The following is a 24,950-nucleotide window of genomic DNA, read 5'->3' on the forward strand; positions in this document are numbered from 1 at the left end:
GTGACCGGGGTGGGCGGCGCGGCGCGGGACCCGGTCAGATCCGGGGCGGGCGGGCCTCGTAGGGGGTGGAGAGGACGACGGTGGTCCGGGTCGAGACGTGGGCCAGGGCGCGCAGGCGGCCCAGCAGGTCCTCCAGCTCCAGCGGGGTGGCCACGCGCACCTTGAGGATGTAGTTCTCGTCGCCCGCGACGCTGTGGCAGGCCTCGATCTCGGGGACGCCGGCCAGCCGCTCGGCGATGTCGTCGGGATCGCTGGGGTCGAACGGCTTGACCGAGATGAAGGCGGTCAGGGGCAGCCCGACGGCCTCGGGGTCGACGACGGCCGCGTAGCCGCGGATCACCCCGCGCTGCTCCAGGCGGCGTACTCGCTGGTGGACAGCCGAGGTGGACAGGCCCGTGGCCTTGCCCAGGTCCGTGTAGCTCATCCGCCCGTCCCGCACGAGCAGATCCACGATCTGGCGGTCCAGCTCCTCCATTGCGCTCATAGCCGCTCAACCTATGGCCCAGGACCGCTCCAGGCACAGCGGTGTCCACGGGGAAGTGGCCCAGAAGCGGCACCTGCGCCGGGCATGTGACCAAAGCCACAGGGGTGTACGGGCGTACGAAGGGCTCGCGCGGTTACTCGTGCCGCGCGGCGGGAAGTGCTTGGTGTGGCCGTGGCCGAAGAACCTGCCCGCCACGGCCCACCCAAGGGGGAAGACATCCATGCTGAACACCAAGCGCACCGGTCGCAGCGAACCGGAGCCCGCGGAACCGCTCGATACCGCGTTCGCGGACGACGAGGACTTCCTCGACGACGCGGAGGGCTTCGAGGTCCACCACGCGGTCTGCCCCGACTGCGGCCAGTCGATCGCCCTCGTCGCCGACGAGGAGCACCTGCCGCAGCACGCGCTGTGCCTGAGCGCGTGGAACCCCTTCGGGCTCACCGTGTGCGCGGGCACCGGCCGGCCGGTCTCGGACGCGCTGGCGACCGTGGGCCTGTTCCCGTCGGAGACCCGGGAGCTGGAGGCGGTGGTCCACTTCGACCTGCCGCAGGGTCTCGACTGGCGGACGCAGCCCTTCTCGCACGTCGGCGGTCCGGGCTCGCGTCCCGTGCGGATGACGGCGGCCCCGCTGCCGCAGATGCGCCAGCACGCCCAGGCCGCCTGAGGCCGCGCTACCAGTAGGTCCCCTGCACCATGGCGGCGAGGCTGCCGTGGTGCAGGATCAGCCCGTCCGGATCCGCGGGGACCTCGACCTCCCCGAAGTGCGCCTGCCGGTAGGCGATGCGCAGCATGACGATCCCGTGCCGCAGGGCGGCGTAGAGGGTGTGGAACTCCATGTCCCGGGGGGTGTGCCCGGTGAGTTCGGCGTAGCGGCGTTCGATGTCGTCGCGGCGCAGGAAGTCCGGCAGGCCGCTCTGGCCGAAGCCCACGGTCAGGTCCTGGAAGAAGCGGTGCAGGTAGACCGTCCAGCCGAGGTCGACCTCGCGGGGGGCGTAGGCGGCCATCTCCCAGTCGAGGACGGCGACGGGCGTGAAGCCGTCGTAGACGACGTTCCCGATGCGGGCGTCGCCCCAGTTCAGGACGGGTTCTCCCTCATCGGCGGGCCAGAGTTCCTCCAGCCGGTCGAAGGCGCGTTCCAGCAGGGGTGAGCGGGCGAGGCCGTCCACGACCCAGCCGTAGTAGGCGCGCTGGCCCTCGACGTGGCGGCGCAGCGGGCTGCCGTCGCCCGGGGGCAGCAGGAAGGCGGCCTCCCGTGCGGGGAAGCGGTCGTGCAGGCGGGCCAGCAGGGAGACGCTCGCCTCCTGGAGCCCGGCGCGCTCGGCGTCGGTGGCGGCGTGCAGCCAGTTCCCCTCGTAGGTGTACGGCATGACGTCGGGCGGTACGCGGCCCTCGGCGCGGGCCATCACGAAGAACGGCGCCCCGAGCGGGGCGGGGTCCTCCTCCAGCCACAGGGTGCGCGGCACGGGGAGGTCGGTGTGTTCGGCGACCAGGCTCATCACGCGGTGCTGGCGCGGCATGTCGTAGGAGGGGAAGACGGTGTAGGCGGCCGGGTCGGCGGCCAGGCGCAGGGCGCATGCGCGGACGGGGGCGTCGGGGTGCTCGATGTCGAAGAGCAGGGTCTCGCTGGACATGCCGTTGGAGGCGGGGACGGTGGCGCCGGCCACCTTCGCGCCGGGGAGGTGGCGGCCGAGCCAGGTTTCGAGGCGGCGGCCGAGTTCCCCGGGCTCGCGGGTGGAGGTGCGCGGGCGTGGTGCCGTGGCCATGGGCGGGCTCCTTCAGTGCGGGGCGACGGAGGAGTGGTCGGCGAAGCCGCTGGGGTCGTGCCGGCCGAAGCTGCCGTGTTCGAAGATGCCGAAGCCGGTGCGGCCGTCCAGGGTGAAGCGGGCGGCGTGGTCGGTGACCCCGTAGGCGGCCATGGGGTGGGCGGCGGGGTCGGTGAGGTCGTAGGTGCGGCGGTCGGTCCAGCCGCGGCCCTGCCAGCTGCCGTGCTGCCAGTCGGTGGCGGGCGGGTAGCCGGCGCCGACGGCGAGCGGGGAGGAGGCGAGGACCTCCACGCCGAGTTCGAGGGGTTTGCGCCCGGCCGGGTCGGTGAGGTGGACGACGGCGCTGCGCGGGTCGCGGGTGCCGGGCCGGTAGCGGATGTCGGTGTGCGGCCAGCCGAGCTGGACGTCGGGGCGGCCGCTGTCCTCGGGGAAGACCTGGACGGCTTCGCTGAGGGTGCGGTGGCCGTCCGCGTCCTCCTGGGTGATGACCATGAGGAAGCGGTCCTCGAAGCGGACGGGGATCCAGAGCCAGTGGAAGCCCTCCGGGCGGTGTTCCTCGGCGGCCCGGCCGCCCTCCTCCCCGGGTATGGGGCGCACGCCCCAGCTGCGGTCGCGGGTGCCCGTCCACTCCCCCGGGGTGAGGGTGAACTCCTCGCCCCGGGCGCGCAGGGTGCCCGTGACCTGGCCGGCCTGGACGAAGCGGCGGCCCTCCAGCATGAGGCGGTCGCCGCGGCGCTGTACGTGGTGGGGTTCCCACACGGCGGGGAAGGCGGCGCTCCAGGAGATGTCGTACGAGAGCCCGTCCGGGTCCCCGGGGTCGGGGTCGCAGCGCAGGGTGAGGCGGCGCAGGGGGACGTCGACGGTGATGGACAGGGGGCCGACGCGGAGGTTCATGCGGTCGTCGGTGAGGGCGTCGGAGGCCCGGACGGCGAGGAGCTCGCCGCCGAGGCGGAGGGTGGCGTAGGCGTCGATCACACCGGCGTTGGGGTAGACGCCGAGGCCGAGGATGAGGACGGCGCGGCCGGTGTGGTCGAAGACGTGGAAGATGCAGCGGTCGTAGGCGTTGCGGTCGCCGCTGACGAGGTGCTTCATCGACAGGGGGGCCTGGTGGATGGGGTATTCATCGAGGGGAACGGGACGGTCCGCGGGCACGGCAAACCTCCTGGGGGCAGGGGTGGGCTGCGTCTGAGCGGATATGACGGTACGTCAGATCGCATGTCCGGGACCAGGGTTCTGACACAAGATGACAGCACGGCACGGCGGGCCAGGAGCGGGCGGGCCCAGCCCCGCGGGCGGGGATGCGGCCGGGCGGCGGGGGCGCCGTGGCGGGCGCGCCGGAAGGGCCGTGGCGGGCGCGCCGGAAGGGCCGTGGCGGGGGCGCCGGCCAAGACCCCGCAGGCGCGGGCCACGCGTTCCGGCGGCCGGTGAGGAGGGCAGTGGGGGCCGGGGTGGCGGGGCGCGGGGCGGGGCCTGCGCCCCGGAAACGGCTTCCGGGCCCGCGGGCGGTGGGAAGGGTCGAACGGATGGGCGCGGGCGGCGGGGGGTGACCCGTGCTCAGGGTGCCGCGTTGGCCGTGCATGACCCCTCTGGAGACGCCCGTACCGAGAGTCGGGCGCCGCCGGCGCCCCAGTGGCGCACCCTACGAAGAATCGGTTCAGCGGCCGGTCCAGCCCGCCGCCCAGCCGCCCCGGCAGCAGGCCCGCCCCCGGCATCCCGACCCGCCGATCTACGGGGCCCTGCTCGCGCGGTGGGCCGCCGACGGCCGGACGCTGCCGGGGCGGCGCGACCCGGAGTGGTCCCGGATCGCGTCCTCCCCGATCTGGCCGACCGGCCCCCTCTACGACGGCCCCTGACCCGGCCCCCGGCCGGCGGTGGCGTCAGCGGGTCTCGGGGCCGGCCAGGTGGCGGGCGATGACCATGCGCTGGATCTGGTTGGTGCCCTCCACGATCTGGAGCACCTTCGCCTCGCGCATCAGCCGCTCCACCGGGAAGTCGGCGGTGTAGCCGTAGCCGCCCAGCACCTGTACCGCATCGGTGGTGACGGCCATGGCCGCGTCCGTGCAGAACAGCTTCGCCATCGCCGCCTGCCGGGAGAACGGCTTGCCCGCGTCCCGCAGCCGCGCCGCCGCGAGGTAGAGCGCGCGGCCCGCCTCGATCTTGGTGGCCATGTCGGCGAGCATGAAGCGCAGCCCCTGGAAGTCCGCGATCGGGTGCCCGAACTGCTTGCGGCCCAGCGCGTACTCCAGGGCCTCGTCCAGAGCCGCCTGGGCCACCCCTATGGCACACGCGGCGATCCCGAGCCGGCCCGCGTCGAGCGCGGCGAGGGCGATGGTGAAGCCCTGGCCCTCCTCGCCGATCCGCCGGCCGTCGGGGACGCGCACGCCGTCGAAGTGCAGCTGGGCGGTGGGCGAGCCCTTCATGCCCATCTTCTTCTCCGGGACCGCCGCCGTCAGGCCGGGAGCGTCTCCGGGTACCAGGAAGGCGGTGATGCCCTTGGGGCCCGGGACGCCGGTGCGGGCGAGGACGGTGTAGAAGTCGGCGACGCCGCCGTGGGTGATCCAGGCCTTGGTGCCGGTGATCACCCAGTCGTCGCCGTCGCGGACGGCCTTGGTGGTGAGCGAGGCGGCGTCGGAGCCCGCCGCGGGCTCGGACAGGCAGTAGGCGCCGAGCAGGCCGCCGCCGAGCATGTCGGGCAGGTGCGCGGCGCGCTGCTCCTTGGTGCCGTACCCGGCGAGGCCGTGGCAGGCCAGCGAGTGCACGCTGACGCCGAGGCCGACGGTCAGGCGGGCGGCCGCCAGCTCTTCGAGGACCTGGAGGTAGACCTCGTACGGCTGCTCACCGCCGCCGAACTCGCCCGCGTAGGGCAGACCCAGCAGTCCGGCCTCGGACAGCAGGGTGAAGACCTCGCGGGGGAACCGGCCGGTCTCCTCCTCCTCGGCGGCCCGCGGGCGGATCTCCCGCTGGGCGATCTCGCGTACGAGTGCGAGGAGGTCGCGGGACTCCTCGGTGGGCAGCTGACGGTCCACCGGCTGTGGGGCGCGGTCGGTCATGGCGGCGCTCTCCTCCCTCGTCAAGCACGGCGGCGACGCGTGAGGTGTGGGACGCGGCGCCGGGTCTCGGTACGCACAGCCGATGCTGCCCTCCCGGATCACGGAAGGGCGCGTTCAGCGGCTGCGGCGGGTTGAGTATGCCCGATCAGGCGCTTTCCGTCACCGGTAGGTGATCACGACCATCATCCGAAATGATCGCGGACTCCTCGGGGGGCGCCGGAGGCGCGGGACAGCCGGGCACGAACTCCTCGATCACGTCCAGTGTCGTGCGCAGTTGCCGCACCAGCAGCGCGCCGAGCTCCGGCCGCTGCGGCCGGCCCTGCGCCTGCGGGGTGCCGATCCAGTCGAGGGTGGTGCCCTCCACCCCGGAGAGCCAGCCCACGAGCGCGAGCCGGGCCAGCGGCGGGACCGTACGGCGGCCGTAGGCGCCCTCGGCGATGGTGGCCAGCAGCTCCTCGCGGACCGCGTCGCGGATGGCCAGCACCTCGGCGTCGGAGCCGATCCCGCCGGTGACGATGGTGCGGTACGCGGCGTGGTGGTGCTCGGCGTAGTGGAGGTAGCCGTCGACGGTGCGGCGGACCCGCTCGGTGCCCGGCAGGTCCGGCTCCCCCGTGGCGCGGGAGACCAGCTCGGCGACCGACTCCTCGACGATGGCGAGGTAGTAGCCGCGCTTGCTCTTGAAGTAGTAGTAGATGAGGCCCTTGGCGACCCCGGCGTGCTGGGCGATGTCGTCCACGGAGAGGGCGTCGTACGAGGTGTCGGCGAACAACTTGCGCCCGATCGACAAGAGTTCGGCCCTGCGGACCTGCGAACGCCCGGTCGTTCCACGCTGTTGACTATTATTCAAATTCAGCCCTAGCCTCGAACTGCCACAGGATGCCCGCAGTATGGCAGACCTGCGTGCCGAGCTCGCTCCTGCGATTCCCCCGCAACTCCGTACGGGAGGCACACGCCATGGGCACGGACAAGCGCACGGACAGGCACACCGGCGGGCCCGCGGACCGGCCCGCGGACGGCCCCGGGGAGGGCCCCGCCGCGGGGGGCCGCGGGGCGGCTCCCGAAGGACGGGTCCGCTGGCGGAAGTCGGCGGCCGTCGCCCTGCCGGCGGTCCTCGCGGTCGGGGCGATGGCCCTGGTCATGGCCCAGGGCGCGCTGGCCGCGTCCTTCGCCGTCTCGGGGACCAGCTTCCAGGTCTCCTCGTCGAAACTGAGCAGCAAGGGCCTCGCCTCCTACGTGCAGACCGACCGCTCCGCCGACGGCAAGGGGCACCCGGTGGCGCTGCTGGGGATCGGGGAGGCCACCCTCAGCGACATCTGCCAGTCCGCGGAGGTGGACACCCCGGTCGGGAAGGTGGTGTTCAAGCTGACCGCGGGCGGCCGGGCCGGGGAGGTGACCGCGAGCAGCCTCGTCATCGACGGCGAGGACCTGGAGGGCGACGCCGTCTTCGGCACGGCCCAGATCGGCCGGGACGCCTCCACCCTCGACCAGGTCGACGGGGTGCGGGGCGAGCCGGGCAAGTTCGGGCTCCAGGCCGGGAACATCGAGGTGGCGGGCGTACGGTCGCACGCCTGGTCCGCGACCGGCGGGAACTTCCGGCTCAAGGGCATGAAGCTCGACGTCAGCCTGGACGGCGCGCGGTGCTTCTAGGCCGGGCGGCCCCGCGCGGGCTCCCGCTGCCCGGCCCCCGGCGGCGGCTGCGCGCCTGGCGGCGGACCCGGCCGTTCTGGGGCGGGCTGCTGCTGGTGCTGGGCGGGACCGAGCTGCTGCTGGTCCCGCTCTCCCCGCTGACCGTGCTGGTCAGTCTGGGGCTCGGCGGGATCGCGGCCATCGGGATCGGGGCCGCGCTGATCGTGGCGGGGCTGTTCCTGTGGTTCCTGCCGCAGGCCCGGGCGTACGTGTCGGTCCACGCGCTGCTGCTGTCGGTGCTGTCCTTCGCGGCGACCAACCTGGGCGGCTTCCTCATCGGCATGCTGCTCGGCATCGCGGGCAGCGCGCTGGCCTTCGGCTGGACCCCGCGGCCCGGCCCCGGCCCCGGGGAGCGCGAGCCGTACGTCGCACGGCAGGACGGCGGCGGCCCCCGGACGCTGGCCGCCGTCCTGCCGGTGGTGCTGCTGGCGGCGCTCGCCGGCGGAGCCCCGCCCGCGCGGGCGGCGGCGCCCGGGTCCGGGCCGCCGGCGGCCGCCCGGACGCCCCCGACCGTGACCACCTCCCTCTTCGCGCCGCAGGGCTTCGCGCTCGCGGGCGTGACGGAGGTGGCGACGGTGGACGGGCCGCGCCGGGTGCTGGTGCTGAAGATGGCGGCGGCCTCGCTGCGCGACTACCGGCTGCGCACCCGGGACGGTGGCCGGGAGTACGCACTGGCCGCCACCTCGCTGGACCTGCGCGGGAACGTGACCCTGTACCTGACGAAGTTCAGCGGCTGCATCGAGGGGCTGGTGTGCGTGACCTTCAGCCCCGACGGGCTGCCCGCTCCGCCGGTGATCCCGCCGTTCGTCTTCATGACCCAGGTCAGGGCCGAGCAGGCGCTCGTCACCTCCGACGTGATCGTCACCGACGGGCTGCGGCTGGCGGCCTCGTGATCCCGGCGCGGGCCGCGCGGGGGGTCAGAACCAGCCGAGCCGGGTGACGAGCATGGCCACGACGACCACCAGGGTCCAGCCGAGGACGTGCTCCAGCCAGCCCGAGCCTTCCGTGGGGCCGCCGGTGCCGACGAGGCTGCGGGCGCGGGCGGTGAGGGCGGCGGTGTGTGCGGTCATGCCGTCCAATGTGCCAGCGTTCGCGGCTTTCGCGGTAGAGACGATCGTCACTGGTGGTGCACGTCACGCCGACGGGCCCCGGCCCCTCCCCGGTGCGGGAGGGCCCGGGGCCCGGCGGTGCGGTACGGGGGGTGCGGTCAGGTCCGGGTGGTGCGCCGCTCCCCGCCCATGGCGACCATGGCCAGGCCGAGGCACAGGGCGACCACACCGGTGATCACGTTGCTGACGACGCTGCGGGTGGTGTCCATCTCCCCGGCCATGACCCAGGGGGCCACGATCGTCCAGGCGCCGATCGCCACGGCCGTCCAGGCCATCGCGTGGGTGCGTTCGTACGCCGAGCCCAGCCCGCCCATGCACAGGCAGAAGGCCAGACCGGCGATCAGATTGTTGACGGCCAGCGGGCCCAGGACGCTGAAGCCGGCGATCCACGGCGAGGCCGCCAGGTACAGGCCCGTGATCAGGGCCATCGCCTCCACGGCCTGTGCGGCGGGGGTGCTCGTCACCCGTTCGAACCGAGTGCGCATCTCGGCGAGGTCGGGGTGGTGTTCGATGCTCGGGTGGGTGGTCATGGTGGGCTGCCTCCTGTGCGAAGCCTTACGTGCCCTTTATGCCCAGATTAGCCCGGTTGGACCCCTGTGGGTGAGCCCTTTTTCTCCCCGTTTCCCGGAGTTCCCGGCTCCCCCGTCCCGTCCCGCTCACAGCACGCCGACCGCCTTCAGCGCGGCGGCCCGGGCCGCGCCCGGCGCCGCCGGGCCGTAGAGGTAGCAGACGCCGCCGCTGCCGGACACGGTCTTGCCGGCGGCGTCGAGGCGCTTGGTCCGCAGCCAGATGTTCTCCCACTGGCGCCGCCGGTAGACGCGGCGCACGGCCGCGTTGGTGGCGGAGTTGGGGTCGTTGGCCACCACGTCCCCGGCGCGGGTGAAGCCGACGACGGTCATGAGGTGGCCGCTGGTGCCGTAGCCCGCCCCGTCGAGCTCGCCCGCGAGGAAGGACTGCGAGGTGATGACCGGAATCCCGGCCCGGACCAGGGTCTCCAGGTCGGCGAGGGAACCGAGCCGGGTGACGACCCCGGCCAGACCGGGGTAGGTGGCGGCGTACGCGGCGTTGAAGGGCCAGTTGCCGCAGCCCTTGTAGGCGGCGTCGTAGGTGGAGCGGGCGGCGTGGCAGACCTGCGGGTCGGCGTAGTGGGGGTCGACCCAGGCCAGGGAGCCGGGGCCGGGCCTGCCGCCCCAGTACTCGACGACCATCTGCGAGGAGGTCGGGCTGCACCAGGCCTCGCCGCCGTTGTCGTACTCGGGGTACTGGCCGGTGTGCACCTCCTGGGAGTAGCGCGGCACCTTCAGCTCGTGACCCGCGGCCGCCCCGGGGGCGCAGGCCGGGACGGTGAACCGGTCGGGCACGTCGGAGGCCATCGCCCCGGCCAGCCAGAGCGTCGGGCCGCCGCCGGAGCCGGGCTTGCGGTACAGGGTCGCGCGCAGCTGCCACGCGGCGATCCGCAGGCCGCTCCCGGGGTGGTCCACGGCCAGGGTGTCGGTCCACACGGTGCTGCGGCCGTCGCTCTGGCCGTCGACGGAGGTGCGCCGGACGTCGGCGTCACCGGAGGCCCAGCGGCCCATCACGTACCAGGGGGTGGCGGTGCCGTCGGTGTAGGTCCCGCGCAGTTCGGTCTGGATCCAGGTGCCGGCCGGGGTGTGGGCGTTCCAGGAGGCGATGACCTCGGTGGCCGGGACGGTGGAGCGGTGCACCGGGGAGGTCCAGACGGCGTGCTCCCAGGCGGCCCTGCGCCCGGTGTGGGGGTCGGCGTACTCGGTGCTGCCCGCCGGGACGGTGAACCCGAGGCCGGGGCGCGGGCCCGCGACGGCGGCGGTGCCCCGGTGCGTGCCCGCCTGCCAGTGGGCGTACGCGTACCAGAACCGGTTGTCCACCGTCCGGGCCCCGGCCGCGCCGGGGACTCCGGGGGCACCCGAGCCGGGGCCGGGGGCGGAGGAGGCCGCCGCGGCCGGGCGGCCGGTGGGCAGGGTGGCCGCGGTGGCGGCGGCGAGGGCGACGGCCAGGAGGGCCCGGCGCGGGGTGGGTGCGGTCATCTGCGTGGCCCCCAGGGGTCGGTGCGTGGAGCGGCTCGTCCACCCTTCCAGTTCCCGGCGGCGGTGCGGCGAAGCCCCGGGCCCGTGTCGGGGGTGATCCGGCGGCGGCCGTACGCTGGCCGGGTGGAGCCACACCCGTCACACCCCTCACTCGATGCGCCCGGTGCGCCCGACCCGGCCGGATCGCTCGGGCCGCTCGCGCGGGAGCTCGCCGCCCTGCCCCCCTCGCTCGGGCCGGTCCGCCTGATCGGTGTCGACGGGCACGCCGGCTCCGGGAAGAGCACCTTCGCCGGGCGCCTCGCGGCGGCGCTGGGCGGGGCGCCGGTGCTGCACCTGGACGACGTGGCCACCCACGAGGAGCTGTTCGGCTGGCAGGAGCGGCTGCGGACCCAGGTGCTGGAGCCGCTCGCCGCGGGCCGGACCGCGCACTGGACCCCGTACGACTGGGTGGCCCGCCGGTTCGGCGCCCCCCGGCCGCTGGAGCCGGCCCCGGTGCTGCTCGTCGAGGGCGTCGGTGCCGGGCGGCGGGCGCTGCGGCCGCACCTGGCGCGGCTGCTGTGGCTGGAGACGTCCCGCGAGGAGTCCTGGGGGCGCGGGCGAAACCGGGACGGGCGCGAACTTTCCGACTTCTGGGACGGATGGGAGCGCGCCGAGCTCGCGCACTTCTCCGGCGACCCTTCGCGCCCCTTCGCGGACACTCTGGTGCGCCAGAGCGGTACGGGATACGAGTGGACTTCCGGGGCTCCTGCGACCCCCGGAGCACACCGTTTCGTCACCGAACGTCACGGGCTCCCCCCGGCCTGAGCCCCCTCGCGGACCCGCCCCCACGGGCCTGCTCCGAGCCGCTTGACCGGGGCCGGGGAACCGCCGTACGTTCTGAATGCGCGGTCTGCGAAGGCCGCTGCAGACACGGAGCCCCCGATTGTTCCCCCGTGATCGGGGGCTTCGTTCTGCCCCGGGCCGGTCCCGGCGGGGCGCGGCACGCGCCCCCGGAGCCGTCGACCCTCACCCTGAGTGACATCGGGCGTCCGGGTTCCGCCCCCGATCCGTGCCGGCCGCACCCTGGGTAAGGTGCGTCACCGCAGGTACGATGCAGCCCTGATTTCATCGGTGATTTCATCGGCGGGGTGGACAACTCGTGTGCTCGGCGCGGGGGTTGCCGCGCACCACGGGGCCGGCTTGTGGGGGATGTGATGGACTTCGGCATGCCGGGCAGCGCTCACGCCCCGGCCGAACTCGCCTGGCTGCGCGGTGTCGACGCCTGCACGATGGGCGCGTACCCGCAGGCGGAGGAGGAGTTCCGCTCCGCCGTCGGGCTCGATCCCGCCATGGCCGACGCCTGGCTGGGCCTGCACGCGCTGCGGGTGGACACCACCAACGCGTTATTGCGCATGTACGCCCACCGCGACCGCTTCGGCGAGCAGCGCGCCCGGCACCGGCGGACCCTGAACTCCTGGTACTGGCTGGGCTGGTGGGTGCAGCCGGTGCTGGAGAGCCGACGGGACCTGCTGCTCGCGCACGCCTCGCACTGGCTGGACGGCCGGCACGTGCCCGAGCTGGACCAGGCGCTCGCCGCCCTGCCACCGGTGGACACCGATCCGCAGGTGCGCTTCCTGCACGCCTGCCGGGCCTACCTGGTCAAGGACTGGGAGCAGCTCGTACGGCACACCGAACCGCTCGTGGACGATCCGCTGCTGGGGATCGAGGCGGGCCTCTTCGGCGGCATGGCCCGGGTCCGGCTGGAGATGTACGGGCAGGCGGAACCGATGCTGTCCGCGGCGCTGATGCGGTGCCGCAGCGAGCAGCCGCAGCGCAAGGAGCTGCGGTACTGGCTCGCCCGGGCGCACGAGGGAACGGGGCGCAGCGCGGCGGCGCTGCCGCTGTACCGGGCGGTGCACCGGGTGGACCCGGCGTTCATGGACACCGCGGCCCGGCTGACGGCCATCGCGGACAGCAGCGACCCCGACGACATGGCCGGGTACGCCGGGTACGGCGGGCACACCGCCGAGGGCTTCGCCGGGCACGGGCTGTCCCCCGTCGGCGGGGACTACGCGGCGGTGGCCCTCGGCGGGGGCGGCGGGCCGGCGCAGGACATCGCGGCGGACGGGCAGGTGGACCCGGATCCGCCGACGCCCGGGGAGCCGCCGGAGCAGCGGTTCGGGCCGTCTCCGGGGGGTCCGGGCCGGGTGGAGGGCGTGCGCCGGCACAAGGTGACGGTGCCGCCGCAGGGCGCGCCGACGGGCCTGCCCGCCGGTCCGGCCGATCCCCGGGCGCTCGCCGAGGCGCTCGCGGAGCTGGAGCGGATGGTGGGCCTGGAGCCGGTGAAGCGGCAGGTGAAGGCCCTGTCTGCGCAGCTGCACATGGCGCGGCTGCGGGCGGCCCAGGGGCTGCCGGTCCAGCCGCCGAAACGGCACTTCGTCTTCTCGGGGCCCTCGGGCACGGGCAAGACGACGGTGGCGCGGATCCTGGGGCGGGTGTTCTACGCGCTCGGGCTGCTCGGCGGCGACCACCTGGTGGAGGCGCAACGGGCGGATCTGGTCGGCGAGTTCCTGGGCCAGACCGCCGTCAAGGCGAACGAGCTGATCGACTCCGCGATCGGCGGGGTGCTGTTCGTGGACGAGGCGTACAGCCTGTCCAACTCCGGTTACAGCAAAGGCGACGCGTACGGCGACGAGGCCCTCCAGGTGCTGCTCAAGCGGGCCGAGGACAACCGGGACCACCTGGTGGTGATCCTGGCGGGGTATCCGGCGGGGATGGACCGGCTGCTGGCCGCGAACCCGGGGCTGTCCTCGCGGTTCACCACCCGGGTGGACTTCCCGAGCTACCGGCCGCCGGAGCTGACCGCGATCGGCGGGGTGCTGGCCGACGCGAACGGCGACCGGTGGGACGAGGAGGCCCTGGAGGAGCTGCGCAGCATCAGCGGGCACGTGGTGGAGCAGGGCTGGATCGACGAGCTCGGCAACGGCCGCTTCCTGCGCACCCTGTACGAGAAGAGCTGCGCCTACCGCGACCTGCGGCTGGCCGGGTTCGCCGGTGATCCCTCGCGGGACGACCTGGCGACGCTGCGGCTGGCCGATCTGATGCAGGCGTACGGGGAGGTCCTGTCGGGGCGCGGCCCCGCCGACCCGGGACGGCCCGAACCCCCGCCGCTGTAGCGGGGGTTCGGGCCGCCCGGGGCGCGCCGCGCGGGCTAGGCGCTGCGCACGTACGCCCGGTGGGTGCGGTGGGCGGGGTCGCGGACCTCGCCGACGAGCATCTCCAGGACGTCCTCCAGCGCCACCAGGCCGAGCACCTTCCCGGCCGGGTCGGCGACCTGGGCCAGGTGGGTGGCGTCGCGGCGCATGACCGTGAGGGCGTCGTCCAGCGGGAGGGTGGAGCACAGGGTGGTCATCCTGCGCCAGACCCGCTGCGGGACCGCCCGCTCCCGCTCCTCCAGGTCGAGGACGTCCTTGACGTGGAGGTAGCCCATGAAGGCGCCGGTGTCGGAGCGGACGGGGAACCGGGAGTAGCCGGTGCGCACCGTCAGCTGTTCGATCTGGCGCGGGGTGACGGCCGGGCCGACGGTCACGAGCCCTTCGCGGGCCAACAGGACGTCGGTGACCGGGCGGCTGCCCAGTCCGAGGGCGTCCTCCAGGCGTTCCTGCTCGACCGGTTCGAGGAGCCCGGCCTGCCGGGAGTCATCGACCAGGCGGCCGAGCTGGGCGCTGGTGTAGACGGCCTCGACCTCGTCCTTGGGCTCGACCTTGAAGAGCCGCAGGACGAGCGCGGCGCAGGCGCCCAGCGCGCTGGTCACCGGTCCGCACACGCGGGCGAAGGCGACCAGTCCGGGACTGAACCACAGCGCGGTCCGCTCGGGGGCGGCCATGGCGAGGTTCTTCGGGACCATCTCGCCGATCACCAGGTGCAGGAAGACCACGGCGGCCAGGGCGACGGCGTACCCGAGGGGGTGCACCAGGCCCTCCGGCAGGTGGGCGGCCTCGAAGAGGGGCTCCAGGAGACGTGCCACGGTGGGCTCGGCGACCGCGCCGAGGGTGAGCGAGCACAGGGTGATGCCGAACTGGGCGGCCGCCATCATGCGCGGCAGGTTCTCCAGTCCGTGCAGGACCTGGCGGGCCCGCGCCGAGTCCGCGGCGAGGGGTTCGATCTGGCTGCGGCGTACGGAGACGAGCGCGAACTCGGCTCCGACGAAGAAGCCGTTGGCCAGGACGAGGAGCAGTGCGAAGACGAGCTGGAGGGCGTTCACCGGCCACCCGCCGGGGCGAGCTCGGCCGGGGCCGGGACGGCTCCCAGCGGGGTGGTGCGCACCAGCCGTACGCGTTCGGCACGGTAGCGGCCGACCTGGCGGACGGACAGCTTCCAGCCGGGGAGCTCGGCGCGGTCCCCGGGGGCGGGGATGCGTCCGAGCAGGTCGGCGACGAGACCGGCGACGGTCTCGTAGGGGCCCTCGGGCACCTCCAGGCCTATCCGGCGCAGGGTGTGGACGCGGCAGCTGCCGTCGGCCTCCCAGGAGGGGCGGCCGTCCTCGGCGGGTACGGCGGCGAGTTCGGGGCCGGCGTCCTCGGCGAGGTCGTGCTCGTCGCGGACCTCGCCGACGAGTTCCTCCACGATGTCCTCCAGGGTGACCACTCCGGCGGTGCCGCCGTACTCGTCGACGACCACGGCCATGGGCTGTTCGCTGCGCAGCCGTTCCAGCAGGGGCTGTACCGGCAGGGAGCCGGGCACCAGGAGCGGGGCGACGCAGATCCGGCCGACGGTGGTGCGGCCGCGGGCGTCCTCGGGCACCGCGAGGGCATCCTTGAGGTGGACCACGCCGGTGATCTCGTCGATGCGGTCGCGGTAGACGGGGAAGCGGGACAGACCGGTGGCGCGGGTCAGGTTCAGCACGTCGGCCGCGGTGGCCGTGTGCTGGAGGGCGCTGACCTTCACGCGGGGGGTCATGACGTGCTGGGCGGTGAGCTCTCCCAGCGAGAGGGTCCGTACGAAGAGGTCGGCGGTGTCCTGTTCGAGGGCGCCGGCCTGGGCCGAATGACGGACCAGGGAGACCAGCTCGCCGGGGGTGCGGGCGGAGGCCATCTCCTCGGCCGGCTCGACGCCGAGCGCCCGTACGAGGCGGTTCGCGATGGCGTTGAGGGCGGCGATGACGGGCCGGAAGGCCCGGGAGAAGACCTGCTGCGGTCCGGCGACGAACCGGGCCACCTGGAGCGGCCGGGAGACCGCCCAGTTCTTCGGGACGAGCTCTCCGACGACCATCTGGACGGCCGCGGCGAGCAGCATCCCGATGAGGACGGCGGCACCGGAGACGGCTCCGCGGGGCAGGCCGGTCGCGGCCAGGGGCCCCGACAGGAGTGCGGCGAGGGCCGGTTCGGCGAGCATGCCGACGACGAGCGAGGTGATGGTGATGCCGAGCTGGGTGCCGGAGAGCTGGAAGGACAGCTCCCGCAGGGCTTCGACGACCGTGCGGGCACGGCGGTCGCCTTCGGCGGCGGCGCGTTCGGCCTCGGGTCTCTCCACCGTGACGAGGCCGAACTCGGCCGCCACGAAGAAACCGTTGGCGAGGATCAGGGCGAAGGCCGCCAGGAGCAGGAGTAGCGGGATGGTCATGCCGCCGCCTCCGGAGGGAGGGCGGCGCGTGTACTACCGGACGATCCGTCCATTGCTGGAGGGAGTCACTCCTCTGGTCGATGGTGCCCACGGGCCACGGGGTCCCGGGGCGTGTGGGAGGGCGCGCGTTCGCGCCCCGCCACCAGGGTAGTCATTGGGATCGCCGCCGCAATGGGACGCAGCGACGAGAGCGGTCCGGCTCAGTGGTCGGTTGCGCCGGTTCCCCTGGTCTCCGCGAGGGAGCGCAGGGCGCGGGCGTCGCCGATCGCCTGGGCCCGGGCGATGCCGGGCTGGATGCCGAGGGCGGGCAGGCTGGTGCCGTCGCTCAGGTCCAGGAACACCCACGGGTCGCCGGGGCGCAGGTTGACGCGCAGGATCTGCGCCCATTCCAGCCGGCGGGTGGTGGTCAGGTTGACGACGGTGACCCCGCTCTCGTCCGCGACCACCTTGGGGCGGCTGAGCAGGACGAGGACGGAGGCCATCAGGGCGGCCGTGAAGACGAAGCTGACGCGCTCGCCGGGGCCGAGGTTCTCCAGCAGCAGGGCGATGGCCGTGATGGTGGCGAACATGGCGAGCCCGACGCCCAGCAGCACCGCCCGGGTGCGGGTCGGCCGGAAGGTGACCGGCAGGGCGGGCGGGGCGGTGGGGGCGGCGGACTCGCTCATGGTGCTGGTGATGCCTTCTGGAGGGGGCGTACGGGGCCGGGGACTGCGTACGGGTCAGAGACGGCAGGCGTGGATCGAGGTGGTGAGGATCGCGCGCGCGCCGAGCTCGTACAGGTCGTCCATGATCCGCTGGGCTTCCTTGGCGGGGACCATGGCGCGGACCGCGACCCAGCCCTCGTTGTGGAGCGGGGAGATCGTCGGCGACTCCAGGCCGGGGGTGAGGGCGACGGCCCGCTCCAGGTGCTCGGCGCGGCAGTCGTAGTCCATCATCACGTAGCTGCGGGCCACGAGGACGCCCTGGAGGCGGCGCAGGAACTGCCCCACCTTCGGGTCGTCGACGCCGGCGCCGGTGCGGCGGATGACGGTCGCCTCGGACTTGAGGATCGGCTCGCCGATGACCTCCAGTCCGGCGTTGCGCAGGCTGGTGCCGGTCTCCACGACGTCGGCGATGATCTGCGCGACGCCCAGCTCGATGGCGGTCTCGACGGCGCCGTCCAGGTGGACGATGGAGGCGTCGATGCCGATCTCGGCCAGGTGCTTGCCGACGATGCCCTCGTAGGAGGTGGCGATCGTCATGCCGGCGAAGTCCTCGGGGCCCTTCGCCGTGCCGGGCTTGGTGGCGTAGCGGAAGGTGGACCGGCCGAAGTTCAGCGGCAGGATCTCCTCGGCGTTGGCACCGGAGTCCAGCAGCAGGTCACGGCCGGTGATGCCGATGTCCAGCTTGCCCGAGGCGACGTAGATCGCGATGTCCTTCGGGCGGAGGTAGAAGAACTCGACCTCGTTCTCGGGGTCGACCGTGACGAGTTCCTTGGACTCCTTGCGCTGGCGGTAGCCGGCCTCATGGAGCATCGCCGACGCCGCTCCGGAGAGTGAGCCCTTGTTGGGGACGGCGATGCGCAGCATGGGGCTTCCTTTGGTGCGTAGGTGCGAAAGGGGGTGCGGGAGCGGGGCGCGGGGCCCGCCGTGGAGGGCTCCGGCCTAGAGGTGCGCGTAGACGTCGTCGAGGGAGATCCCGCGCGCCACCATCATCACCTGAACGTGGTAGAGCAGCTGGGAGATCTCCTCGGCGGCGGCTTCCTTGCCCTCGTGCTCGGCGGCCATCCAGACCTCGGCGGCCTCCTCGACGATCTTCTTGCCGATGGCATGGACGCCCTTGCCGACGAGCTCGGCGGTGCGCGAGGTGCTGGGGTCGCCGTTGGCGGCCTTGAGCTGGAGCTCGGTGAAGAGCTCTTCGAAACTCTTGGAGGGTTCGTTCGCCATGATGGTCCTCAGAATAAGGGGTCCCGCGCCGCCGCTCAGCGCCAGGGTTCGCTGACGGTCCGCAGGGTCATGGCCGTGGAGACGGCGGCGGTGACCGCTTCGTGCCCCTTGTCCTCGTTCGACCCCTCGAGCCCGGCGCGGTCCAGCGCCTGCTCGTCGTTGTCGCAGGTCAGTACGCCGAAGCCGACGGGGACTCCGGTGTCGATCGACACCTGTACCAGGCCCTGGGTGACGCCCTGGCAGACGTAGTCGAAGTGCGGGGTGCCGCCCCGGATGACAACGCCGAGGGCGACGATGGCATCGTAACCGCGACCGGCGAGTACCTTCGCCACGACCGGCAGCTCGAAGCTGCCGGGGACGCGGAGCAGGGTGGGCTCGTCGATGCCCAGCTCGTGCAGGGCCCGCAGGGCGCCGTCGACCAGTCCGTCCATGACCTTCTCGTGCCACTGGGCCGCGATCACGGCCACCCGGAGGTCTCCGCAGTTCTTCACGCTCAGTTCGGGTGCGCCCTTGCCGCTCACAGCTCTGCTCCTCGGTTGTTCGTGGGATGTGTCGTGGTGGGTGTGTCGTGGTGTGCGGGTGTCACTGGTTGCCGCAGGCGGAGGCGGGCACGGCCGCCTCCAGCCAGGGCAGGTCGTGGCCCATCCGGTCCCGCTTGGTGCGCAGGTAGCGCAGGTTGTGCTCGCCCGCCTCGATGGGCATCTGCTCGCGGCCGCTGACGGCGATGCCGTGGCGGACGAGCGCGGCGGACTTGTCGGGGTTGTTGGTCAGCAGCCGGACGCTGCGGACGCCGAGGTCGGCGAGGATCTGGGCGCCGGCCCCGTAGTCGCGGGCGTCGGCGGGCAGGCCGAGTTCCAGGTTCGCGTCCAGCGTGTCGCGGCCGCGCTCCTGGAGTTCGTAGGCGCGCAGCTTGGACAGGAGTCCGATGCCGCGGCCCTCGTGGCCGCGCAGGTAGACGACCACGCCGCGGCCCTCGGCCTGGATGCGCTCCATGGCCGCCTGGAGCTGGGGGCCGCAGTCGCAGCGCTGGGACTGGAAGATGTCGCCGGTCAGGCATTCGGAGTGCATCCGGACCAGGACGCCCTCGCCGTCGCCGATCTCGCCGTGGACGAGGGCGACGTGCTCGACGCCGTCGGCGGTGGAGCGGAACCCGTACGCGGTGAACTCGCCGGCGGCGGTCGGCAGGCTGACCTCGGCCTCGCGGCGCACGGTCGGCTCGGCGGAGCGGCGGTAGGCGATCAGGTCCTCGATGGAGATGATCGTCAGTCCGTGCTTGCGGGCGAAGGGGATCAGCTCGGGCAGGCGCAGCATGACGCCGTCCTCACCCGCGATCTCCACGATGGCGCCGGCCGGGCGCAGGCCCGCGAGGCGGGCGAGGTCGACGGCGGCCTCGGTGTGGCCGTTGCGGACCAGGACGCCGCCGGGCTTGGCGCGCAGCGGGAAGATGTGGCCGGGGCGGACGAAGTCCGCCGGGCCGCAGCTGCCGCTCGCCAGCAGGCGCAGGGTGGTGGCCCGGTCGGAGGCGGAGATGCCGGTGGTGACGCCGTGGGCGCCGGAGGCGTCGACGGAGACGGTGAAGGCGGTCTGCATCGACTCGGTGTTGTGCTGGACCATCTGCGGGAGCTCCAGGCGCTCCAGCTCCGGGCCCTCCATGGGGGCGCAGATCAGGCCGCGGCACTCGCTCATCATGAAGGCGATGATCTCGGGGGTGGCCATCTCGGCGGCGATGACGAGGTCGCCCTCGTTCTCGCGGTCCTCGTCGTCGACGACGACCACGGGACGCCCGGCGGCGATGTCGCGGACGGCCTGCTCGACGGGATCGAGGCGGAAGGACTCCTGCGGAGCGGATGCGGGGACGTCCGGCACGGGCTTGAGGGGGGTCATGCCGTTGCTCCTTCGAGGGCCGGGGCGGGGTTGGTGCGCGAGCGCTGGTACCAGTCGTGGGCGCCCCAGAGGACGAGGGCCCCGTAGATCACGTACACGAAGGCGGAGAAGGCGTAGCCGCTGGTGAAAGCCAGCGGGACGCCGACCGCGTCGACGAGCAGCCAGGCGAACCAGAACTCGACCAGGCCCTTGGCCTGGGCGTACATGGCGACGACGGTGCCGACGAAGATGTAGGCGTCGGGCAGCGGGTTCCAGGACATCCACGGGTAGAGGGTGAACAGTCCGGCGACGGCCAGGGTGCCTACGGCGGCGGCGCCCAGCAGCAGGGCGCGCTCGCGCCAGGTGGCGAAGCGTACGGCCAGCGAGGCGTCCTGGGCCTGCCGCTTGCCGCGGCTCCACATCGTCCAGCCCCACAGGGCGACCACCATGACGACGACCTGCTTGCCGGCGTTGCCGGAGAGGTGTCCCGCGGCGAACGCGACGAAGAGGATGGCGCCGGAGAGGAACTGGGTCGGCCAGGTCCATATGGAGCGCCGCCAGCCGAGTGCGAGGGCGGCGAGGCCCATGGTGTTGCCGATCGCGTCCGACCAGATGATCTTCTGGCCGAAGGCGCTGAAGGCCTCGGAGTTGAGCCAGGTCAGGGCACTCACCGGTCCGTCTCCTTCGGGTCGTCGGGGGTGGCGGCGGCCAGGGGGTCGACTCCGGCCGCGAGGAGGCGCTCGACGTACTTCGCGAGGACGTCGACCTCCAGGTTGACCGGGTCGCCGGGCTGCTTGATGCCCAGGGTGGTCAGCGCCAGGGTGGTGGGGATGAGGCTGATGCTGAAGTGGCCGGCAGCGGCCTCCACCACCGTGAGGCTGACACCGTCCACAGTGATAGAGCCCTTTTCTACGACGTACCTTGAGAGGTTCTCCGGGAGCGCGACCCGGACGATCTCCCAGTGCTCGGAGGGCGTCCGGGAGAGGATCTCGCCGGTGCCGTCCACGTGCCCCTGGACGAGGTGGCCGCCGAGGCGTCCACCGAGGGCCATGGGCCGCTCCAGGTTGACGCGGGAGCCCGCGGTGAGCGCGCCGAGGCTGGAGCGGTTCAGGGTCTCCTGCATCACGTCGGCGGTGAACTCGCCATCGGCGGTCTCCACGACGGTCAGGCAGACGCCGTTGACGGCGATCGAGTCGCCGTGCTTGGCGTCCTCGGTCACGACGGGGCCGCGCAGGCGGAAGCGGGAGGCGTCCGCGAGCTGCTCGACGGCGGTGACCTCGCCCAGTTCTTCGACGATTCCGGTGAACACTCAGTGCTCCTTGAGGGGCGTGTGGACGGTGGGGACTGCGGTGATGCGGAGGTCGGGGCCGATGCGGACCGCCTCGGTGATGTCGAGGCGCAGCGCGTCGGAGATGTTCTCGATGCCCGCGCCCGCGACGGCGGCGGGTCCCGCTCCGAGGAGGGCCGGGGCCAGATAGCCGACGACCCGGTCGACGGCTCCGGCCCGGAGGAAGGCGCCCGCCAGGGTGGGGCCGCCTTCGAGGAAGAGGGAGCGCAGGCCGCGGGCGTGGAGCCGCTCCAGCAGGTCGTCGACGGCGATGCGGCCGTCGCGCAGGGGCAGGCGGAGCAGCTCGATGCCGGGGAGGTGGCCGGTGTCGGCGTCCTGCCCCACGACGAGCAGGGTGGGGGCGGCGGCGTCGAGGATGCGGGCGGTGGGCCGCAGCTCCGCGCGGGTGTCCAGGGCGATCCGCAGGGGCTGCGTCGCGCCCTCGACGCCGCGGACGGCCAGGTGCGGGTCGTCCGCCCGCAGGGTGCCACCGCCGACGAGGACGGCGTCGCACGCGGCGCGCAGCCGGTGGACGTCGGCCCGGGACTCGGCGGAGGTGATCCAGCGGCTGCTGCCGTCGGCGGCGGCGGTGCGCCCGTCGAGGGTGGCGGCGTACTTCCAGGTGACGTGCGGGCGGCCGAGCCGTACGGAGGTCAGCCAGGCGGCGTTGCCCGCCGCGGCCTCCTCGGCGAGGAGGCCGCCCTCGGCGTCGACCCCGGCCGCGCGGAGCGTGGCGCCGCCCCCGGCGGCCTGCGGGTCGGGGTCGGACACGGCGTAGCGCACCCGGCTGACTCCGGCCTCCAGGAGGGCGCGGGTGCAGGGGCCGGTGCGGCCTGTGTGGTCGCAGGGTTCGAGGGTGACGTACGCGGTGCCGCCGCGGGCCGCCGCGCCGGCCCGGCGCAGGGCGTGGACCTCGGCGTGCGGGCCGCCGGCCCGCTCGTGCCAGCCTTCGCCGACGACGGTGCCCGAGGCATCGGTGATGACGCACCCGACGACCGGGTTGGGACTGGTGGAGCCGAGTCCGCGCGCCGCGAGTACGACGGCTCGCCGCATGGCCCGCACGTCGGTGCCGGGCTCCGCGTTCACGTCGGCGTCTGTCGCCACCGGGTCCTCCTGCCTCATCGGGCACGGACTCCGGGGCCTGTCGGGATACGACAGATGAAGCGGGTGAGCACACGCGGGGACGCCGAAGCCGGAAGAACGGTCCGTCCGACACGTATCCGCTGGGGATACGCCGATGGACCGCCGACGGCGGCGTACCGGTGACTGGCCCGCCGCGCACTGCCTCCCATCCGGACTTTAACCGTCGGTCCAGGAATTTCACCTGGTCAACCGGCCGCTGGATGCGGACGGGTCGCGGACTATACCGCCGGTTCGGAATTACACCGACCCCGGAGTGCGCTGCTACTGGTACTACGGCCAGTGTGCCACGGGGCGCCGACGGCCATGCGAGTGAAGCGCTGTGGCCTGGGTCACAAACAAGCCGTTCTCGAGGGTCGCTCTCGCGCCACCCGCGCCGCGCCGGTGCCGGGAACGCGCCAACCTCGCTTTGGTCCAGACCTATTGACGGGTTGGTCTAGTCCTCTTAACGTTCCCTTCATCTTCCCCGGGGTTCCCGGCCTGCCGACGTGCGCACGTCACAGGCCGACCAGCGCCACGTTCCTGCTCGTCACCGCACGTCGTGTCCTGCCATCCTCCCCTCCCCAGGAGGCACAATGCCGTCCCCCACTCGTACGAGAGCGCTGCTCCTCGCATCCGGCGCCGCCATCGCCGGACTGCTGGTCGGCGGGCTCTCGGCGGGCGTGTCCCACGCCGCCGACAACGAGAGCTGTCGCCCCGACGGTCTGTACAAGACCGCGGGCGTGGACGTCCCGTACTGCTCGGTCTACGACTCCGAAGGCCGCGAGAAGATGGGCGCGGACCACCAGCGCCGCGTCATCGGCTACTTCACCGGCTGGCGCACCGGCAAGGACGGCACTCCGGCCTACCTCGCCAACAACGTCCCGTGGTCCAAGGTCACCCACCTCAACTACGCCTTCGCGCACGTCGGCGGCGACAACAAGATCTCGGTCGGCGCGGACAACGCGAACAACGCCGCCACCGGGATGACCTGGCCCGGCGTCGCCGGCGCGGAGATGGACCCGGCCCTGCCGTACAAGGGCCACTTCAACCTGCTGAACAAATTCAAGAAGCAGTACCCGAACGTCAAGACGCTGATCTCGGTGGGCGGCTGGGCGGAGACCGGCGGCTACTTCGGCGACGACGGCAACCGCGTCGCGTCCGGCGGCTTCTACTCCATGGCCACCAACGCCGACGGGTCGGTCAACCAGGCCGGCATCGACACCTTCGCGGACTCCTCGGTGGAGTTCATCCGCAAGTACGGCTTCAACGGCGTCGACATCGACTACGAGTACCCGACCACCATGAAGGACTCGGGCAACCCGCTGGACTGGCAGCTGTCCAACGCCCGCCGGGCCGGTCTCGTCAAGGGTTACGCGGCCCTCATGAAGTCGCTGCGCGAGAAGCTCGACCGCGCGGGCGCCACGGACGGCAAGCACTACCTGCTCTCCGTCGCCGCCCCCTCCTCCGGCTACCTGCTGCGGGGCATGGAGACCTTCCAGATGCAGCAGTACCTGGACTACGTCAACATCATGTCCTACGACCTGCACGGCGCCTGGAACGAGTTCGTCGGCCCCAACGCCTCGCTCTTCGACGACGGCAAGGACGGCGAACTGGCCGCCGCGAGCGTCTACTCCACTTCCCAGTACGGCGGCACCGGCTATCTGAACACCGACTGGGCCTACCACTACTTCCGCGGTTCGATGCCGTCGGGCCGGATCAACATCGGCCTGCCGTACTACACCCGCGGCTTCAAGAACGTGCAGGGCGGCACGGACGGCCTGTGGGGCAAGGCCCCGGCCACCACCTGCCCGGCGGGCGCGGGCCTGACCAAGTGCGGTGACGGCGCGGTCGGCATCGACAACCTCTGGCACGACCTGGACACCAACGGGGCCGAGTCCCCGGCGGGCTCCAACCCGATGTGGCACGCGAAGAACCTGGAGAAGGGCGTCGTCGGCGACTACGTCACGAAGTACGGCTTCCCCGCGAACACCACGCTGACCGGCACCTACGCCCGCAAGTACGACTCCACCCTGGTGGCGCCGTGGCTGTGGAACGCGCAGAAGAAGGTCTTCCTGTCGACGGAGGACGAGCAGTCCGTCGCCGCCAAGGCCGACTACGTGGTGAACAAGGGCATCGGCGGCACGATGGTGTGGGAGCTCGCGGGCGACTACTCCTACAACGCGGCCAAGGGCCAGTACGAGATGGGCGACACGCTCACCTCCCTGATGTACGACAAGTTCAAGGCCGCCGCCCCGTACGGCGCGAAGAAGGCGGGCGCGGCGATGCCCGCCCAGGCCGTCGACATCAAGACGGAGTTCACCGAGTTCAAGCTGGGCGACTCCAACTACCCGATCACGCCCAAGCTGAAGATCACCAACAACACGAAGACCACGCTGCCCGGCGGCACGGAGTTCCAGTTCGACTACGGGACCTCGGCCCCGGCCAACGCCTCCGACCAGTCCGGCTTCGGCACGAAGGTGATCAGCACCGGTCACAGCGGAGCCAACGTCGGCGGCCTGAAGGGCGACTTCCAGCGGGTCTCCCTGAAGCTCCCGGCCTGGCAGACGCTGGCTCCGGGCGCCTCGGTCGACCTGGCGTTCAACTACTACCTGCCGGTGTCCACGCCCTCCAACTGGACGGTGAACATCTCCGGCACCACCTACGCCCTCGCCGGGGACCTGGCGCGCGGCACGACGCTGACGGAGCCGGGCACCACCACCCCGCCCACCACTCCGCCGACGACGCCGCCCACCACTCCCCCGACGACGCCGCCGACCACGCCCCCGACCACGCCTCCGGGCGGTACGTGCACCGCCCCGGCGTACGTGGCGGGCTCGGTCTCCACCAGCGGGACGCTCGTCTCCCACAAGGGCCACACCTGGAAGGCCCAGTGGTGGACGCAGAACGAGGAGCCCGGCACCACCGGTGACTGGGGGGTCTGGAAGGACCAGGGAGCCTGCTGATCCCGGCCCCCT

General features: G+C 73.0%; 25 protein-coding genes and 1 riboswitch. Of the genes, 7 read left to right on the forward strand and 18 right to left on the reverse strand.

All coding sequences use genetic code 11. The features are described 5' to 3' along the window. Nucleotides 1-34 precede the first annotated feature (34 nt). Nucleotides 35-475, reverse strand: coding sequence for an Lrp/AsnC family transcriptional regulator (locus ACGFXC_RS18110; RefSeq protein WP_266581396.1), 441 nt, complete (start codon nt 473-475; stop codon nt 35-37). Between the two features lie 229 nt (nt 476-704). Between ACGFXC_RS18110 and ACGFXC_RS18115 the strand changes: the two genes are divergently transcribed. Beyond that, entirely contained in the window at nt 705-1,148 is a 444-nt protein-coding gene (locus tag ACGFXC_RS18115; protein ID WP_393713875.1) for a hypothetical protein, read from the forward strand. A 7-nt stretch (nt 1,149-1,155) separates the two neighbouring features. Here ACGFXC_RS18115 and ACGFXC_RS18120 read toward each other — a convergent pair whose 3' ends face one another. Together ACGFXC_RS18120 and ACGFXC_RS18125 are read right to left on the reverse strand one after the other, a co-directional pair. Further along, nucleotides 1,156-2,247: a phosphotransferase family protein gene (locus tag ACGFXC_RS18120; RefSeq protein WP_393713877.1), complete on the reverse strand. Its 1,092-nt coding sequence runs from the start codon at nt 2,245-2,247 to the stop codon at nt 1,156-1,158. Nucleotides 2,248-2,259: 12 nt separating this feature from the next. Beyond that, complete coding sequence (locus tag ACGFXC_RS18125) at nt 2,260-3,339, reverse strand: hypothetical protein (protein WP_393714573.1); 1,080 nt, start codon at nt 3,337-3,339, stop codon at nt 2,260-2,262. A 485-nt stretch (nt 3,340-3,824) separates the two neighbouring features. On the opposite strand from ACGFXC_RS18125, the gene ACGFXC_RS18130 reads away from it, so the two are divergent. Continuing rightward, nucleotides 3,825-4,100 carry a hypothetical protein gene (locus ACGFXC_RS18130; protein ID WP_393713879.1) on the forward strand — a complete coding sequence of 92 codons (276 nt, stop codon included), beginning with the start codon at nt 3,825-3,827 and terminating at the stop codon, nt 4,098-4,100. Between the two features lie 24 nt (nt 4,101-4,124). Here the strand turns inward: ACGFXC_RS18130 and ACGFXC_RS18135 are convergent, their stop codons facing one another. Both ACGFXC_RS18135 and ACGFXC_RS18140 read right to left on the reverse strand, forming a co-directional pair. Beyond that, complete coding sequence (locus ACGFXC_RS18135) at nt 4,125-5,297, reverse strand: acyl-CoA dehydrogenase (RefSeq protein ID WP_393713881.1); 1,173 nt, start codon at nt 5,295-5,297, stop codon at nt 4,125-4,127. A gap of 145 nt (nt 5,298-5,442) precedes the next feature. Next, nucleotides 5,443-6,144, reverse strand: a complete 702-nt coding sequence (locus ACGFXC_RS18140; protein ID WP_393713882.1) for a TetR/AcrR family transcriptional regulator — start codon at nt 6,142-6,144, stop codon at nt 5,443-5,445. A 278-nt stretch (nt 6,145-6,422) separates the two neighbouring features. Between ACGFXC_RS18140 and ACGFXC_RS18145 the strand changes: the two genes are divergently transcribed. Together ACGFXC_RS18145 and ACGFXC_RS18150 are read left to right on the forward strand one after the other, a co-directional pair. Beyond that, nucleotides 6,423-6,944 (forward strand): DUF6230 family protein, encoded by a 522-nt coding sequence (locus tag ACGFXC_RS18145; RefSeq protein ID WP_393714575.1) that lies wholly within the window; start codon nt 6,423-6,425, stop codon nt 6,942-6,944. Then, nucleotides 6,935-7,876: a DUF6114 domain-containing protein gene (locus ACGFXC_RS18150; protein WP_393713883.1), complete on the forward strand. Its 942-nt coding sequence runs from the start codon at nt 6,935-6,937 to the stop codon at nt 7,874-7,876. Before ACGFXC_RS18145 ends, ACGFXC_RS18150 begins: the two co-directional genes overlap by 10 nt. A 24-nt stretch (nt 7,877-7,900) precedes the next feature. On the opposite strand, the gene ACGFXC_RS18155 is transcribed toward ACGFXC_RS18150, so the two are convergent. The 3 genes from ACGFXC_RS18155 to ACGFXC_RS18165 form a co-directional block, all read right to left on the reverse strand. Further along, nucleotides 7,901-8,053 (reverse strand): SCO1431 family membrane protein, encoded by a 153-nt coding sequence (locus tag ACGFXC_RS18155; protein ID WP_393713885.1) that lies wholly within the window; start codon nt 8,051-8,053, stop codon nt 7,901-7,903. 137 nt (nt 8,054-8,190) lie between these two features. Next, nucleotides 8,191-8,622 carry an SPW repeat protein gene (locus ACGFXC_RS18160; RefSeq protein ID WP_393713886.1) on the reverse strand — a complete coding sequence of 144 codons (432 nt, stop codon included), beginning with the start codon at nt 8,620-8,622 and terminating at the stop codon, nt 8,191-8,193. A gap of 126 nt (nt 8,623-8,748) precedes the next feature. Then, nucleotides 8,749-10,137, reverse strand: a complete 1,389-nt coding sequence (locus ACGFXC_RS18165; RefSeq protein WP_393713888.1) for a C39 family peptidase — start codon at nt 10,135-10,137, stop codon at nt 8,749-8,751. 123 nt (nt 10,138-10,260) lie between these two features. Here ACGFXC_RS18165 and ACGFXC_RS18170 point away from each other — a divergent pair, with 123 nt between their 5' ends. Both ACGFXC_RS18170 and ACGFXC_RS18175 read left to right on the forward strand, forming a co-directional pair. Further along, entirely contained in the window at nt 10,261-10,941 is a 681-nt protein-coding gene (locus ACGFXC_RS18170; RefSeq protein WP_393713889.1) for a uridine kinase, read from the forward strand. Between the two features lie 389 nt (nt 10,942-11,330). Further along, nucleotides 11,331-13,292: an AAA family ATPase gene (locus tag ACGFXC_RS18175; RefSeq protein ID WP_393713891.1), complete on the forward strand. Its 1,962-nt coding sequence runs from the start codon at nt 11,331-11,333 to the stop codon at nt 13,290-13,292. A gap of 35 nt (nt 13,293-13,327) precedes the next feature. Here the strand turns inward: ACGFXC_RS18175 and ACGFXC_RS18180 are convergent, their stop codons facing one another. The 10 genes from ACGFXC_RS18180 to ribD form a co-directional block, all read right to left on the reverse strand. Then, entirely contained in the window at nt 13,328-14,380 is a 1,053-nt protein-coding gene (locus ACGFXC_RS18180) for a hemolysin family protein (RefSeq protein ID WP_393713893.1), read from the reverse strand. Further along, nucleotides 14,377-15,738 carry a hemolysin family protein gene (locus ACGFXC_RS18185; RefSeq protein ID WP_393713895.1) on the reverse strand — a complete coding sequence of 454 codons (1,362 nt, stop codon included), beginning with the start codon at nt 15,736-15,738 and terminating at the stop codon, nt 14,377-14,379. Before ACGFXC_RS18185 ends, ACGFXC_RS18180 begins: the two co-directional genes overlap by 4 nt. Nucleotides 15,739-15,938: 200 nt before the next feature. Beyond that, complete coding sequence (locus tag ACGFXC_RS18190; protein ID WP_393713897.1) at nt 15,939-16,403, reverse strand: PH domain-containing protein; 465 nt, start codon at nt 16,401-16,403, stop codon at nt 15,939-15,941. Between the two features lie 54 nt (nt 16,404-16,457). Further along, entirely contained in the window at nt 16,458-17,306 is an 849-nt protein-coding gene (gene hisG / locus ACGFXC_RS18195) for an ATP phosphoribosyltransferase (RefSeq protein WP_393713899.1), read from the reverse strand. A gap of 75 nt (nt 17,307-17,381) precedes the next feature. Further along, nucleotides 17,382-17,663 carry a phosphoribosyl-ATP diphosphatase gene (locus ACGFXC_RS18200; RefSeq protein ID WP_008743111.1) on the reverse strand — a complete coding sequence of 94 codons (282 nt, stop codon included), beginning with the start codon at nt 17,661-17,663 and terminating at the stop codon, nt 17,382-17,384. Between the two features lie 35 nt (nt 17,664-17,698). Further along, nucleotides 17,699-18,184 (reverse strand): 6,7-dimethyl-8-ribityllumazine synthase, encoded by a 486-nt coding sequence (ribH, locus tag ACGFXC_RS18205; RefSeq protein WP_007262951.1) that lies wholly within the window; start codon nt 18,182-18,184, stop codon nt 17,699-17,701. A gap of 61 nt (nt 18,185-18,245) precedes the next feature. Further along, nucleotides 18,246-19,547: a bifunctional 3,4-dihydroxy-2-butanone-4-phosphate synthase/GTP cyclohydrolase II gene (locus ACGFXC_RS18210; RefSeq protein ID WP_393713901.1), complete on the reverse strand. Its 1,302-nt coding sequence runs from the start codon at nt 19,545-19,547 to the stop codon at nt 18,246-18,248. Then, entirely contained in the window at nt 19,544-20,197 is a 654-nt protein-coding gene (locus tag ACGFXC_RS18215; protein ID WP_393713902.1) for a nicotinamide riboside transporter PnuC, read from the reverse strand. The genes ACGFXC_RS18210 and ACGFXC_RS18215 overlap by 4 nt, the downstream gene beginning before the upstream one ends. Further along, the gene (locus ACGFXC_RS18220) at nt 20,194-20,835 is read right to left on the reverse strand and encodes a riboflavin synthase (protein ID WP_393713904.1); all 642 of its coding nucleotides are present in this window, start codon (nt 20,833-20,835) and stop codon (nt 20,194-20,196) included. Before ACGFXC_RS18220 ends, ACGFXC_RS18215 begins: the two co-directional genes overlap by 4 nt. After that, complete coding sequence (gene ribD, locus ACGFXC_RS18225; RefSeq protein ID WP_393713906.1) at nt 20,836-21,975, reverse strand: bifunctional diaminohydroxyphosphoribosylaminopyrimidine deaminase/5-amino-6-(5-phosphoribosylamino)uracil reductase RibD; 1,140 nt, start codon at nt 21,973-21,975, stop codon at nt 20,836-20,838. Nucleotides 21,976-22,127: 152 nt separating this feature from the next. Continuing rightward, a riboswitch (FMN riboswitch) is annotated at nt 22,128-22,257 on the reverse strand. A 311-nt stretch (nt 22,258-22,568) separates the two neighbouring features. Between ribD and ACGFXC_RS18230 the strand changes: the two genes are divergently transcribed. Beyond that, the gene (locus tag ACGFXC_RS18230) at nt 22,569-24,938 is read left to right on the forward strand and encodes a chitinase C-terminal domain-containing protein (RefSeq protein ID WP_393713908.1); all 2,370 of its coding nucleotides are present in this window, start codon (nt 22,569-22,571) and stop codon (nt 24,936-24,938) included. The last annotated feature ends 12 nt before the right edge of the window (nt 24,939-24,950 follow it).

The organism is Streptomyces sp. NPDC048507, assembly GCF_043199995.1.
GTDB lineage: Bacteria > Actinomycetota > Actinomycetes > Streptomycetales > Streptomycetaceae > Streptomyces.